Annotated in this window: 10 protein-coding genes; 9 read left to right on the top strand and 1 reads right to left on the bottom strand. The window is 50.4% G+C overall.

Annotated features, from left to right (window positions below):
• The first annotated feature begins 40 nt into the window (after positions 1-40).
• The 5 genes from BM184_RS01525 to BM184_RS01545 all read left to right on the top strand — a co-directional run bounded on the left by BM184_RS01525 (position 41) and on the right by BM184_RS01545 (position 8,594).
• Positions 41-1,594 carry a TIGR02677 family protein gene (locus tag BM184_RS01525; protein ID WP_177208496.1) on the top strand — a complete coding sequence of 518 codons (1,554 nt, stop codon included), beginning with the start codon at positions 41-43 and terminating at the stop codon, positions 1,592-1,594.
• Positions 1,578-2,780, top strand: a complete 1,203-nt coding sequence (locus BM184_RS01530) for a TIGR02678 family protein (RefSeq protein WP_086942251.1) — start codon at positions 1,578-1,580, stop codon at positions 2,778-2,780. Before BM184_RS01525 ends, BM184_RS01530 begins: the two co-directional genes overlap by 17 nt.
• Positions 2,764-6,921: a TIGR02680 family protein gene (locus tag BM184_RS01535; RefSeq protein ID WP_177208497.1), complete on the top strand. Its 4,158-nt coding sequence runs from the start codon at positions 2,764-2,766 to the stop codon at positions 6,919-6,921. Before BM184_RS01530 ends, BM184_RS01535 begins: the two co-directional genes overlap by 17 nt.
• Positions 6,875-8,221, top strand: coding sequence for a DUF2399 domain-containing protein (locus BM184_RS01540; protein WP_177208498.1), 1,347 nt, complete (start codon positions 6,875-6,877; stop codon positions 8,219-8,221). The genes BM184_RS01535 and BM184_RS01540 overlap by 47 nt, the downstream gene beginning before the upstream one ends.
• A gap of 160 nt (positions 8,222-8,381) precedes the next feature.
• On the top strand, positions 8,382-8,594 hold the full coding sequence (locus BM184_RS01545; RefSeq protein ID WP_086942254.1) for a hypothetical protein: 213 nt from the start codon (positions 8,382-8,384) through the stop codon (positions 8,592-8,594).
• Between the two features lie 431 nt (positions 8,595-9,025).
• Here the strand turns inward: BM184_RS01545 and BM184_RS01550 are convergent, their stop codons facing one another.
• A complete protein-coding gene (locus tag BM184_RS01550; protein WP_086942255.1) occupies positions 9,026-10,045 on the bottom strand; it encodes an NAD(P)/FAD-dependent oxidoreductase in 1,020 nt (339 codons plus the stop codon).
• Between the two features lie 167 nt (positions 10,046-10,212).
• Between BM184_RS01550 and BM184_RS01555 the strand changes: the two genes are divergently transcribed.
• From BM184_RS01555 to BM184_RS01570, 4 genes are read left to right on the top strand one after another with little or no spacing between them, the layout of a single operon-like run.
• A complete protein-coding gene (locus BM184_RS01555; protein WP_086942256.1) occupies positions 10,213-11,007 on the top strand; it encodes an ABC transporter ATP-binding protein in 795 nt (264 codons plus the stop codon).
• A gap of 2 nt (positions 11,008-11,009) precedes the next feature.
• The gene (locus tag BM184_RS01560; RefSeq protein WP_218150959.1) at positions 11,010-11,939 is read left to right on the top strand and encodes an iron-hydroxamate ABC transporter substrate-binding protein; all 930 of its coding nucleotides are present in this window, start codon (positions 11,010-11,012) and stop codon (positions 11,937-11,939) included.
• A 15-nt stretch (positions 11,940-11,954) separates the two neighbouring features.
• Positions 11,955-12,959 (top strand): FecCD family ABC transporter permease, encoded by a 1,005-nt coding sequence (locus tag BM184_RS01565; protein WP_086942257.1) that lies wholly within the window; start codon positions 11,955-11,957, stop codon positions 12,957-12,959.
• A 25-nt stretch (positions 12,960-12,984) separates the two neighbouring features.
• A complete protein-coding gene (locus BM184_RS01570) occupies positions 12,985-13,956 on the top strand; it encodes a FecCD family ABC transporter permease (protein WP_218150960.1) in 972 nt (323 codons plus the stop codon).
• The last annotated feature ends 94 nt before the right edge of the window (positions 13,957-14,050 follow it).

A 14,050-nucleotide genomic window follows, 5' to 3' on the forward strand; every position in this document is an offset into this window, starting at 1 on the left:
TTATATTTTGATGTGGGAACAACGAACTACGGATATTAATATGGGAAGCTTTTTACATACAATTCATGATCAAGGAGTGAGTATTCTGGCCGACGCAATCGAGTACAGTAAAATAAATGAAGCAAGCTATCTGTCAGCGGACAATTTCCAGCGCTACCGTACCATCATGCACTTTTTCTATCAGCAGCATCGGAAGATGAACGATTTGCTGTACCGGGGAGATGTGCTGGAGTACATGCAGAGTCTGGATGGATTTGCGGGCTATTCCGAAAAAGAATTGGATCAGGATCTGACCAGCCTGGTGGGATGGGAAAACCTGGAGACGCGTCAGGAAATGAGCGAACCCAAGAGCATAGCGGAATACAAAAATAAACATTTCCGCTACCAGATTTCCGAAACCAGCATCGCGATCGAAGAGATGCTGGAGAAATTGAGCGGCAAGACCGGCCACAGCAGAGGGGCCTTGGATAAGAATACTTTTGAAAGGTTTCTGTCAGCCATAAGGGAGTTGGATCAACAATCCGACGAGAAGGAACTGTTCAACATTTGGCAGGACACCGTCACGCATTTTACGAGCATCAAAACCAATACATCCGACTACATCGGCTATCTGAACAGCGAACGGACGGAAAGCCAGATGCAGACGGAGGCGTTCCTGGTATTCAAAGACCAGTTCGTTTTTTATCTGCGGGACTTCATTGTTACGATGCAGAACACTTCCTATCAGATCCAGCACGCTTTGCAGGGAGTATCCAAGGAAAAACTATTGCTCGTCGCCAGATGCGTCATCAACCATGAAAAAGAGATTCCCCGCTTTGATGAAACGGTTCTGGATGAGGTGAAACTGACGGCTGAGCTTTTTGGGATTTGGGACACGATGCTTGCTTGGTTCATCGATGGGCAAGGGAAGTCCAGTGAGTACAGTTCCTTGATGAAACAGACCAATCAGGCCATCAGCAAAATCACCCGGATGATCCAACGTTTCAGCGACCGCATGCAACAGCATCAGAGCCGGAAAAAGGACTATATCCACTTGGCTGAGTGGTTCCTGCACTGTCGGTCCGTTGAGGAAGCGCATCAGCTTTCCTCGCAGGTATTCGGCGCCTTTCACACGCAGCACTATTATGTGAAGCCTTCCGAAACCAGCATCAAATTTGCGGACATCTGGGATATTCCGGCGACCGTCCATGAGACGATTCCGCATATCAGAGCGTATCGGGAACGGACAAGCGCGACGGCCTTCTCGCGAAATACCCAGGCGAAGAAAGAAGCCGTAGTGGCCCATCTGCAGCAACGGCAAGAACTCGAAAAATCCCTGCAGCACTATATCCAGAACGGAAAGATCGATTTGATTGAACATCCCTTTATGGATGCATCAATCCGGAAATTATTGTTGAAATGGCTGAGCCTGTCTTTCCAGAATGAAGAGAGAACCATCGCAACCGAATTTGGCCAAGTTTTCGCGATCAAGGTTGATAGGAGCGTAAAAGTCATGTTGGAATCCGAAGATGGCTTTTTGGAGATGCCGAATGTCGTCTATATGCTGATTGACAAGGAAAATACAGGAGGTGACAGGAATGCCGGCAAGCAGTGAGGATATCCGCGAAGGACTCAGCATCCTCTTTGAAAATTTTTGGATCATACGGGAAACCGATAAGGACGTCTACCATCAGCTTTTGCGCATCGAAAACGACCTGAAGCGCGTCACCCAGAGAATATTCGGGCTGCGCTTGATTGTGCATGCTAAATTCATCAAGTTGGAAAAAATCCCATTTGAATCCCAGGATTGGATGGGCATCACGACTTTCAACGAGCCGATGGATTATGCCCTGTTTGCCTGCGCGATGGCCTATACGGAGGATAAAAGCGAAGGCGAAGCGTTTCTGATCAATGAACTCGTTGATGAACTGGACCTGTTTTATCCTGAACGGGACCTCCTGGACTGGACCAATTTCAACCACCGAAAAAGCCTAGTGCGCGTTCTGAACGTGATGACTGACATGCAATTGATCGATACGATCGAGGGGAAGACCGATGATTTCGCGACCTCCGAGTCCAATGAAGTACTCTACAAAGTCAGCCCCTACAGCAAATATTTCATGCGTTCCTATCCAGAAGACATCACCCAATTCCAGGATTGGCGGGAATTGATGCAGATGGAACGGGAGCGGGCCGAAGAAGAGACGAGCACGGTCGCTTTCAGACGGCTGATGATGGAACCGGCGATCCTGCGCACCGAAGAGAACGACAGATTGTTTTATTATCTGCGCAATCAGCAACAGTACATCAGTGCTTTTTTTGAAAAAAATACGCCATACACCTTCGAGTTGACGAAGGATGTGGCGATGTTGACGCTGGAGGAGCGCCTGAAGCAGCAGACTTATTTCCCAATGCTGAAATCTGCCGACGAGAGCCTGCTGCAGCTGGCGGAGATGGTCCGCACTTCGGATTATGCAGCGGACGCATATGGGTGCATCCATTTATCGAAAAATCAATGGCTGGCTCTGATCGGCCAGCATGCCACCCAGAACAGGAAGGGCTGGTCGAAGGAATACCGCGAGAGCGTTGATAAAAAATTGGCCAGATTGATACTGGAGAATGGCATCAAGTGGCGTTTCTTTGCAGAAGATGGAGACGGAAACGTCACGATCCTCCCGACATTTGCGCGCAATACAGGCAAGTACCCGCAGGATTTTCTTCAGAAATTGTTGGAGGAAGATGATATGCCTGAGGAAGAATTTGATGGAGATGAGGGAGACAGCAGTGAACAAAACGAATAAATGGGTAATGAACAGAACCGGCATCGTCAATTTCTGGTACTATGATGAACAATATTTTGAGTTCGCTGATGGGAAAATGTTGTTGCGCGGCTCCAACGGATCGGGTAAATCGGTGACGATGCAGAGTCTGCTGCCTACCTTGTTGGACGGCAAAACGGACCCGACCCGGCTGGATTCTTTCGGAAGCCGCGCCAGAAAGATGGAAGATTATCTTTTGGGTGAGGAGCAGGTGTCGAAGATTCAGGAACGGACAGGTTATCTCTTCCTGGAATTCAAACGGAAAGAACAGGATTCCTATTTGACGGTCGGCATCGGACTGCAGGCCAAACGGGGAGGCTCGTTGGGGAAATGGTACTTCGGAATCACGGACGGCAGGCGAATAGGCATGGACTTCAGCCTGTTTGAGGAGCTGAAAAGGGAGCAGCTGCAGCCTTTGTCCAAACGCCAATTAACCAACCGAATTGCCGAGGGCGGAAAAGTGATGTCTTCCCAGAAGGAATACCAGGAATTTGTGAACGAACGCATTTTTGGGTTCGACAGTCTGGGCCAATTTGAAGATTGCATCAAATTGTTGATGGAATTGCGCAGCCCAAAATTATCCAGGGCATTCACGCCGACAGAAATCTACAAAATTTTGACGAATTCCCTACCAGCACTGAAGGAAGATGATCTCCAACCGGTTTCGCGGACATTGGAACAGATCGATGCCAGCCGCGAACGGCTCGGCCAGTTCGAGCGCGAATCCAAGGCGGTAGGCAAAATCCAACAGAGCTACGAAAGTTTGTACGAAGAGAAACTGAGGCAGTTGGCGAACCGTTGGCTGGAGAACGACCAAATGACGAAGCAGAAGCAAGCCAAGATAGACGCCGATACGGCCCAACGGGATGAACTTACCAGCATCTTGGCTGCGCTGCAGAAGGAGCAGGAAGAGCTGGAACAGAATCTTTTGCTCTGGCGTCAGGAACAGGATGAACTGAAACAGAATGAGGCCTATCAGCTGATCGAGAAGGGAACCCAGCTCAAACAAAGTCTGGAGAGCAGCAAGTTGGCTCTGGATATATATAGTGGCAGGGTAAGCAAGAAAGAGCAGCAGGTGGCTGAAACTCTTAACAAGTTGGAAGATTACATCCGGAATCTGGAGCGGGCCGAAAAGGAATTGGTTGCTTTGGCTGACGAAATGGCGGAACACGCAGAGGGATCCGGTTACCTTGTTGAAAATGAACAGCATCTGGCCGACTTCGAAAGAAAGACAAGGGAACATTCCTTTGAGTTTTGGAAATCAAAGAACCTAGTATATAGGGATCATTTGCGCTACATGGTCTCGCTGTTCAAGGACCTGAACGCAGCGGTGGACGTCCAGAAACGCATCGACAAGGAACTGGGTGACATAGCCGAAAAACTGGAGGCTGACCGGAAAAATGAGCGGCAATGGCAGGGAATCTTTACTGATGAAAAGGAAAAACTCATCAGCGATTTCAGCCACTGGCAGAACCAAGCACATTTCACGGTGCCACAAACCGAGTACAGCGAGGTCCTTCGTAGACTGGAAGGCCTGTATGCGAAAACGATCCGGTTTACGCAGGTCACTGAGCCGATTTACAGGGCCGCAAATGATGAAAAACAACGCATCAGCAATGTTCTGCTGCCGATCAGGAGCCGGATGCAATCGATCAGGAAAACCATTGCAGAGCACGAAAAAGAAATGCGCGCCTGGAAAGATGAGAAGGATCCAATTCCGGAGCGGAGCAAGGCCAGTCAAAACTATCGCGAACAATTGGCGCAAGCGAGTATTGCGGCTGAACCGTTCTACTCCTGTGTCGATTTCAGATCCAACTTGGCCGACGAGAAACGCAATGCTATTGAAAGTGCATTGATGGAGACCGGATTTTTGGATGCCTTACTTTCTGAAGAAAAGTTGGTATTGGAAGGCGACAGACAATTGTTGCCGAATCCGCAGTTCTTCACCCAGACCCTGGCTGATTACCTTGTCCCCGATAGCAGTGGGCGCAGCGTGGATGCCGGCTATGTGCAGGACATTCTCCAATCGATTGAAGTGATCGACGGTGGCGAGTTCGAATCCACAGCCCCGATCATTTCAGAAGACGGCAGTTACCGGCTGTTTTCGCTGAGAGGTAAAGCGGACACGGACTATCGAGCCAGCTATATCGGCAAAGCCAGTCGGGAACGCTACAGGATGGAAAAAATCCGGTCATTGGAGGAAGAAATCGAGCGCCTGGATGCAGAACTGCAGACGACTCTGGTGGAGGAGAGCGGATTATTGGCTACCATGAATGCTGTTGATGCCGACCTGACGCTTCTTCCTGACGACAAGGAACTCGCTTTTGCCAACCACAACATTTTGGAGATGGAGATGGAGATCAGTCGCGGCGAGAGCGAGTTGGAACGAAAACAAAGAGAACTGCAGGAAATCAAAAACAAGGCAGATAATTTGAGGATCACACTACATCAATCGGCTAAAGGAAACACGATTGGTTTTACTTTGGCTGAATACGAAGGGGCCGAAAAATCATTCGATTATTATCAACTTTCATTTCAAAATTGGACTGAAGTGACGAGGAAAAAAAGCTATATTGCTGATAACAGTGCAGAGACAGAAAAGCAATTGAATATGCTACGTGAAGATTTTCAGGAATCGCTAGCGGACTACGATGAAGAGGCAGCGAATCAGCATAAGCTTGAAAGGCTATTGGACTCAAATTTGGAACTGCAGAAAATCAACAATGTCGCCGAAATAACGGAACGGATCGAGTCTTGCATTCGAAACATCACGGATGGAGAAGGGCGCAGGAAAACTATTCAGCAAGAGCAACACGATCATGGCACCAAGTACACAGTCATCAAAATGAACCTGAAACAGCTCGAGGAACAGATCCGCTTCGACAAGCCGTATACACAACTATGGAGGGATACCTTTGCGAAAGAGATTGCCAGATACGGCAAAGGTGGAGATAAATCTTTGACAGCTTTAGCCGAAGACTACCTAATAAATTGGGCCAATCAGGAGAATCGCTTGGTGCAGTTGGAGGGAAATCTGGATGCCATCCATCGGCAAATGGAATCGGACCTGATCGACTACCGTCCGAAAATCATCCAGGAACAGATCGTTACAGAGCCGACTTGGTTCAACGAGTTCGAGGCTCAGGAATTCCGCGACAAAATGGAGATTTGGCATCATGCAAATCAAATCAGGATCTACCAAGTGAACTCGGAGGGGGCATGGAGAAGTCCGAATGACCTGAAAAAGAGCTTAGAGGACCAGATTGAAAAAACCAAATTGGTGCTGCGCAAAGACGATAAGGAATTGTTCGAACAGATCATATTCCATTCGATCGGGAATGTCCTGCGGACGCTAATCGGCAATGCCCAAAAATGGGTGTCCAAGATGAATGATATCCTCGAACATCAGGACAATTCTTCCGGGCTGACGCTTTCAATCCGATGGAAACCCAATGCGGCGGATAGTGACGAGAGTTTGTCGACGGCGCGGCTGGTGGAGTTGTTGCGGAAAGACAGAAATATCATGAAGGAAAGCGATAGGGATGCGATCAAGCAGCATTTCCAGGACCGCATCGAGCAGGCCAAGCTAATGCGGGATGAATCTAATGGCGAAGACAGCCTTTATCAGGTGCTGCAGGAAGTGTTGGATTACCGGAAATGGTTCAGCTTCGAACTGTGGCATCACCGCAAAAATGAGGTCATGAAGGAACTTTCCAATAACAAGTTCAATCAGTTCAGCGGGGGCGAAAAAGCAATCGCGATGTACTTACCGCTGTTCACCGCCATGTATTCCCGCTACCAGGATGCCGGGAAGGACGCCCCGTACATCATCACGCTGGATGAGGCGTTTGCCGGCATCGACGACCTGAACATCGCCGAATTGTTCAAGGCAACGGAGCAACTGGAGTTCAACTATATGATGAATTCCCAGGCGCTCTACGGGGAATATCAAACGGTCTCCAGCTTGAACACGTACGAACTGATCAGGCCCAAGAATGCACCGACCGTCTCGACGATCCAGTACCACTGGGACGGGAAAGTGAAAACGTTGCTGCTGCCGGATGAAGTTGATCTTTATGAAGATGCCGATCCGGAAAGCGCTGGGGGTGGCCAAGCTGGATGAAAGGCTTAATGAGAAACTGAAGGCGGAAGCCATCCACTATTTTGCAAGCAAACCGGTAATGGTCATCTGTATCAAACAAATCCATAAAAAATATGAGAGCTTTGGACGCTTCACCGGCACGATCAGCAAGTCGCTATTCAAAAAAGTCGATACAGAGCCGTTGCTGACGTTCATGGGCCTTGCGCAATGGGAATGGGAAATAAGCAAAAATATCAAAATCAGCGATTTCAAGCGCAATTACGAGGGGAGTAAATTCGAGCCGATCCCTTTTGAGATTGTGGTTGAAAGCGTAATCGGAAAGCAACTTAAAACGAAACAGGAACTGGCGGATGATGCAGAGGCGGAATACGCTGCATTCCTGGCGGAAATCGGTGGTATTTATCCACTGTTCAGGGAGGTCTTCAGCCGAAACCGTAACGCCGTTTATTCGGACTGCTTCCAGAAGGAGCCGTCTGCCTGCTTGGCTACCTTCAGGAACGTTGCGGAGGCACTGCACAATCTCCCGCAGGAATATACGAAATTGCCCGTCTTCGCGCACCGCATCACCAGTAATCCGCATGCCTTCGACTCAAACGGTCTGACCGGACAGCTGCTTTTCATGATGCTGTATCATCAGTATGCGGAGGCTGACTCAGCTCAGGCGATGAACGGGTTCTTGTCAAAAGCGGAACTGGAAAATGAAATCTACGGACTGTTCAAGATCATAAAGGATGACATCATGAATTTCACCGCCGTGAACGGACTGCTCGCTTATCGTGGGGAGGATCCGATCGCCATGTGGCAGGATGCCTGTCTGGACCGGATACCGTGGAATGTGCCGGTTCGCCAGCTTTTGGATATCTCATGGATCCGGCCCGGCAAAGGAAAGCAGATTTTCCTGATCGAAAATTCAGGCGTGTATTCCATCTTGTTGGATGCCTTCCCGGACTGTCCGATGGTCTGCACGAACGGCCAGTTCCGCTATGCGGTCTGGCTGTTGCTGGAACGGATTCCGGATGAGGGGATCACGTTGTACTATTCCGGCGATTTCGATCCGGAAGGATTGCTGATGGCTGATACGCTGAAACGACGGTACGGTGAAAAGCTTCAGTTGATTGGGATGACCACCGACCACTATTTGGCCTCAAAACCGGCAGCGGAAGTCGATGACAAAAGGCTGCAGAAGCTGAAGCGGGTCCAATCTGGTGAGCTCCTCGGTCTGGCGGACCTGATGGCGGAAAAGAAAGTCGCCGGCTATCAGGAAGGGATTTTGGATGCATTGCTTGATGAAATCAGGATTCTCCGCGGTGGTGGATCTTGATGTTCCGGGAGATATAGTGTGTTCTTTGGATACCGGAGGGCTGCGTACCGTTCATTTTTTTGTTGAAACCTTTTTGAAATAGGAGTAGAGTTGCTTTATGGGATTTTTAAAGCACTTATAAAGAGCATATCAACAAAATCGAACGAAAGAAGGCGTGCAGATGATTTTTTGGCTGAAATCGGACAAAACAAATGCGGAATATACGGAACTTAATGTCTACAAACGGGGTATCCTGATGGGCGGAATTTCTCATCATAAGGACGACGATTTCTGGCAATGGTGGGTGGAAGGCGTCGGCAAGAAGAAAACCCGCACAATGTACAAAGAAGCAACTGAGGACGAAGCCAGGCGGGCTGTCGAGTACGAAATCTGATGGTGAAATAGTGGCGCAGGGCAGGGATCATTCTTAGGATGAGACTTGGCCTGCGTTTTTGGTTTTGGGGTTGTCGGCTTTTATGTGCGAAAGAGTGTCGAACAGCCGACAAAAACTTCAGCCGTCGACTGTTGCCGGAAAGACGAATGCGGAACAGTCAACACAAGCTTAGGCTGTCGACTGTTGTGGGAAGAATGAATGACGAACAGTCAACAGGTACTCATTTCGTTGGCTGATCTGTAAGGAACGAATGCGGAACAGCCGACGAAAGGTGCCAGAAACGCAAAAGCAGCCAAGGGGACTCCCTTCGGCTGCTTTTTTACAAATCTACAAATCTACAAATCTACAAATCTACAAATCTACAAATCTACAAATCTACAAATCTACAAATCTACAAATCTACAAATCTACAAATCTACAAATCTACAAATCTACAGACTAAACTGTTTATTTTTCTCAACGAAGGCTTCGTTGTGTGAGGACACCATCGCGTGCTTTTCAGCGGTGGGGTTCAGGTATTGTTTGACGCTGTTCACAGCGTTCACGGCATCCTGGAAGGTGCCGACCAGCAGATTGACTTTGCCGGTATAAGCGATCGCATCCCCGGCGGCAAAGATGCCGGGATAGCCGATTGTGCTGTCAGGACTGCCTTCGATGAAATTACTGTCGTTGAACTGGAGTCCCAGCGTTTCCCCAAAAGCGATGGCTTGTTTGCTGGCGAAGCCGTGGTTGACGATGACCGCATCCACGGCTACAGTCCGGTCCTCACCGCCGACCGAAAGGGAAACGGCTTCGATTTCGCCTTGGCGGTTGGAACGGAATGCTCGGATCTGCGTTTCCAGAAGCAGTGTTCCACCGTTATTGCGGAAGGATTCCACGATATGTTCATGCGCGCGCAGTTCATTGCTGCGGCAAGCAAGCGTCACGCCGTTTGCGATGGCCAATAATTCGTTCGCTTGCTCGATCGCCGTATTCCCGCCTCCCGAAAGGAAAACCTGTTTGTTGCGGAACGCATGCAGGCTATTCGGGATGTAATGCAGATTGGTCCTTTCGAACTGCTCCGCACCGTCCACCGCCAGCTTGTTCGGCGTGATGATGCCGCTGCCGTATGCAAGGATCACCGCTTTCGTGTAATGATGGTCGCCGTTGCTGGCGCGGATATCGAAAATGCCGGCGATTTTGGTGATCTGGCTGACTTCCGTATTCAGACAGACGGTCGGATGAAAAGTCAGACCTTGCGTGATGCAATTGGAAAGGAATTTTTTGCCGGTGATCGGCGTCAGACCGCCGACATCCCACAAAATTTTGTCCGGGTACAGGTTGACTTTGCCGCCGAGGACGGACTGGGATTCGATCAGCTTCGTCTTCAGATTGCGCAAACCACTGTAGAAAGCACTGTACAGACCCGAAGGACCGCCACCGATTATCGTTACGTCATATACTTCGTTCAAAAGACCACCTCATTTTCTGTTGACTAATTGGTTGTTATGAATGATAATGGAATAAATTATAAATGAGAATGATTCTCATTATCAATTAAATAATTTTTATTCAAAAATGTCAAGAACGATCCGGCAATGGATCGCTTCTGCAAGGATAAAGAAAGGGGAACGAAGGCATGTGCAGCCTGAAAGTTGAGGAGGTGCAAATCAAATACGACAAGCAGATCATTGTGAAGAACATCTCAGTCACCATTGCGCCGCAAAAAATCACGACGATCATCGGGCCGAACGGTTGCGGCAAATCGACCTTGTTGAAGGCGATGTCGCGCATCCTGACTTGCTCAAGCGGCGACATTCTGCTGGACGGTGTTTCGATCTTTACGATGGATACGAAACGGTTGGCGAAACGGATCGCCATCCTGCTGCAGCGTCAGGAAAACCTTTCCGGCATAACGGTCGAGGAGATCGTCTCGTACGGAAGGTTTCCGCACCGGAAAGGCTTAAGGGGATTGGGTAGCGAGGACAAGGAAATCATCGACTGGGCCATCAAGAAGACGCAAATCGACGAGCTCCGTCACCGCTATATCGATGAACTGTCGGGCGGGCAGCGGCAACGGGTCTGGTTAGCGATGGCCTTGGCGCAAAAGACCGACATCATCTTTTTGGATGAGCCGACGACCTATCTGGACATCAGTTACCAGTTGGAGATTTTGGAACTGCTGAAGAAACTCAACGAAGAGGAAGGCTATACGATCGTGATGGTGCTGCATGACATCAATCAAGCTTCACTTTATTCCGACCATATCGTTGCGCTCGCGGATGGCAAAGTCGTCTGCCAGGGCGGAGCGGAGGAAGTCGTCACCGAAGCGAATATCGCGTCCATCTTCAATATCCGCCCGACCATCCAGCCGGACGAAAAGACAAAAAAACCCGTCATCATCGGGTATGAATTGATAAAAAGAGGAGAATAAATATGAAAAAAATGAATAAGCTATCACTGACAATGCTATTGAGTGCCGGATTAATCCTGGGAGCCTGCTCCGCAACGGATACATCCGAAGGAACGAGCGAAAGCGCAGCAACCGAAACGGTCACGTACACAACGAGCGACGGCGAAGAAATCGCAGTTCCCGCAAACCCGGAACGGGTAGTGGTGCTGTCGTCCTATGCTGGGGACCTCATCAACTTCGACGTCAACATCGTCGGCGTGGATGCTTGGTCAGCAGGCAACCCGAATTTCAGTGAAGGGCTCAGCGGCGTCGCAGTCGTTTCGAATGCCGACGTCGAAAAAATCCTCGAATTGGAACCGGATCTGATCATCGGCTTGGACAACATCGAGAATGCCGACCAATTGTCGGAAATCGCGCCGACCGTTCTGTTCACATACGGCGAACTTTCCTATCTGGATCAGATCGTGGAAATCGGTAAAGTAGTCAACAAGGAAGAGGAAGCTGTCGCATGGGTCGATGAATTCCAAGCTGAAGCACAAACGGTTGGTGAAGAAATCAAAGCGGCCATCGGCGAGGACGCAACAGTCACGGTTGCCGAGAACTTCGAGAAACAGATGTATATTTTCGGCGACAACTGGGCACGTGGCACGGAGATCCTTTATCAGGAAATGGGTCTGAATATGCCTGAATCGGTCAAGGGAACTGCATTGGAGGCAGGGTATTATGCGATTTCGGAAGAAGTGCTCGGCGATTACATCGGCGATTATCTGATTTTGAGTTTGGCCGCAACAGATCCGGAATCAAGCTTCTTGGATGCCGATTGGTTCCAGAATATCCCGGCCGTGCAGAACAACCAAGTGTTTGTGGCGGATGCCGAAACATTTTATTTCAATGATTCGCTATCGTTGGATTACCAACTGGACTTCTTTGAGGAATCCTTTTTAGCGGAATAAGAGGGGAAGAGTGCAGTGAGTAAACGGAAACGAAATGCTTTCGGAAGCTATCTTGCGGTCACGGTCTTGTTGTTGATCGCGGCAGCGGTCCTGGCGCTTTACACAGGAGCGGCGGATACGGATTGGTCGGACCTGATTGAGGCGCTCATCGGGGAAGGTGGCGGAGATTATTACCTTGTCCTGCGGGGCATCCGTTTCCCGCGTATTCTGGGTGCCTTCTTCGTGGGTAGTTCCTTGGCTGTGGCCGGAGCGATCATGCAGGCGCTGACGCGGAATCCGTTGGCCGACCCTGGGCTTTTGGGGCTGACTTCCGGAGCGAACATCGCGGTGGCTTTGGTCTATGCCTTGGCTCCGCAGAGTTCCTACCTGCTCGTTTCCATCGCCTGTTTCGTGGGTGCGGGTCTAGCGATGCTGTTCGTCTATGGTCTCAGCAATGCGACGAGGAGCGGCCAATCACCCTTGAACCTGATCCTGATCGGGGCAGCCGTCTCGTTCTTTTTCCAGGCCATCGCGGACGGGGTTGCGATCTGGTTCCGCATTTCCAAGGACGTTTCGATGTGGACTTCCGGCGGCTTGATGGGTGTGGACTGGAACATTTTGAGCATTACCCCGGTCATCGGACTGGCGTTGCTGTTGAGCTTGGTGTTCAGCGGCCAGTTGACGGTGCTGAGCTTGGGCGAGGAAACGGCGATCAGCATGGGGCAACGGACCAATCTGATCCGGACCGTCCTGATCATCTTGATCACCTTACTTGCGGGCAGCGCAGTCGCCATCGCCGGCAATCTGGCCCTGATCGGCCTGATGATCCCGCATGTCGTGCGCAAGATGGTCGGGCAGGATTACCGCAAAATCATCCCGTTGTGCATCACGGTCGGCGGGACCTTTATGATTTTGGCCGATTATCTTGGCCGTACGGTCGTCAGTCCATTCGAAATTCCTGTAGTGGCGATCGTTTCCGTGATCGGCGTGCCTTTCTACGTGACGATCGCCAGAAAAGGGGGGATCAAAGCTGTTCAATGAATGGAATCCGACTTATCGGAAAAAATTGTGGCTATTCGTCCTTTTGTTCGTGGCGGCTTTCATCGCCGCCTTGTCCATGGGTTATTCCTCACTTCCATTGGACCGCATCCTGCAGGTGCTGTCAGGGAATGGGGCTTTTAAAGAAAACTACGTCTTTTACCAGATCCGCTTGCCGCGGGCTTTGGTATTGGCGATGGCCGGCGCCTGCCTGGCAGGGGCCGGCATCATCCTGCAGACTTTGAGCAACAACGACCTGGCCGATTCGGGCCTCTTGGGCATCAATTCCGGAGCCGGGCTCGGCGTGGCGATCTTCTATCTGTTTGCGGGCGAAGGCATGCTGCAGTTTTCGGCGGTCCTGCCGCTTGTCGCATTCATCAGCGCGCTGGTGGCGTCCTCCGCTGTCTATCTGCTCAGTTACAGCCGCAGCCACAAGCAGCACGCGATGCAGTTGGTGGTCATCGGAGCGGGGATCTCCTCCGCTTTCTCGGGGTTGATCGTCCTGCTGATGTCCGCTTCAGACCGTACCGACGTCAGCTTCATCACCGCTTGGATGTCGGGGAACATCTGGGGATCGACCTGGCCGTTCGTTTTCACGATCCTTCCCGGTTGGCTGTTGGCGATGGGAATCCTCTTCCTGAAGGCCCCGGCGCTTAACATTCTCGTGTTGGGGGAGGAGACCGCTGTTGCTTTGGGATTGAAACTCCGGAATGAAAAACTGATTCTGCTGCTCTGTGCGGTTGCCATCGCTTCAGCGGCGATCTCGTTGACGGGCAACATCGGCTTCATCGGTCTGATGTCCCCGCACATCGCCAAAAAACTGGTTGGCAAACGACATGAACGCTACAGTTGGATCGCATTGCTGATCGGCAGCATCATCCTGTTGATCGCCGATGCGATCGGCCGCACGGTGATGGATACCGCCTTTCCGACCGGTATCGTCGTTTCCCTGATCGGGGCGCCTTATTTTCTGTATTTGCTGTTTGCGAGGATGCGCTGAGTCGATTTAAGTACGGTTCGGCCTTTGCGGCCCGGATCGATTGCTCTTCTCCGGCGAAGCCGGTGTGGCCGGAGTAACCGGCCCGAAACAAGTA

The organism is Trichococcus pasteurii, assembly GCF_900112935.1.
Taxonomy (GTDB): Bacteria; Bacillota; Bacilli; order Lactobacillales; family Aerococcaceae; genus Trichococcus; species Trichococcus pasteurii.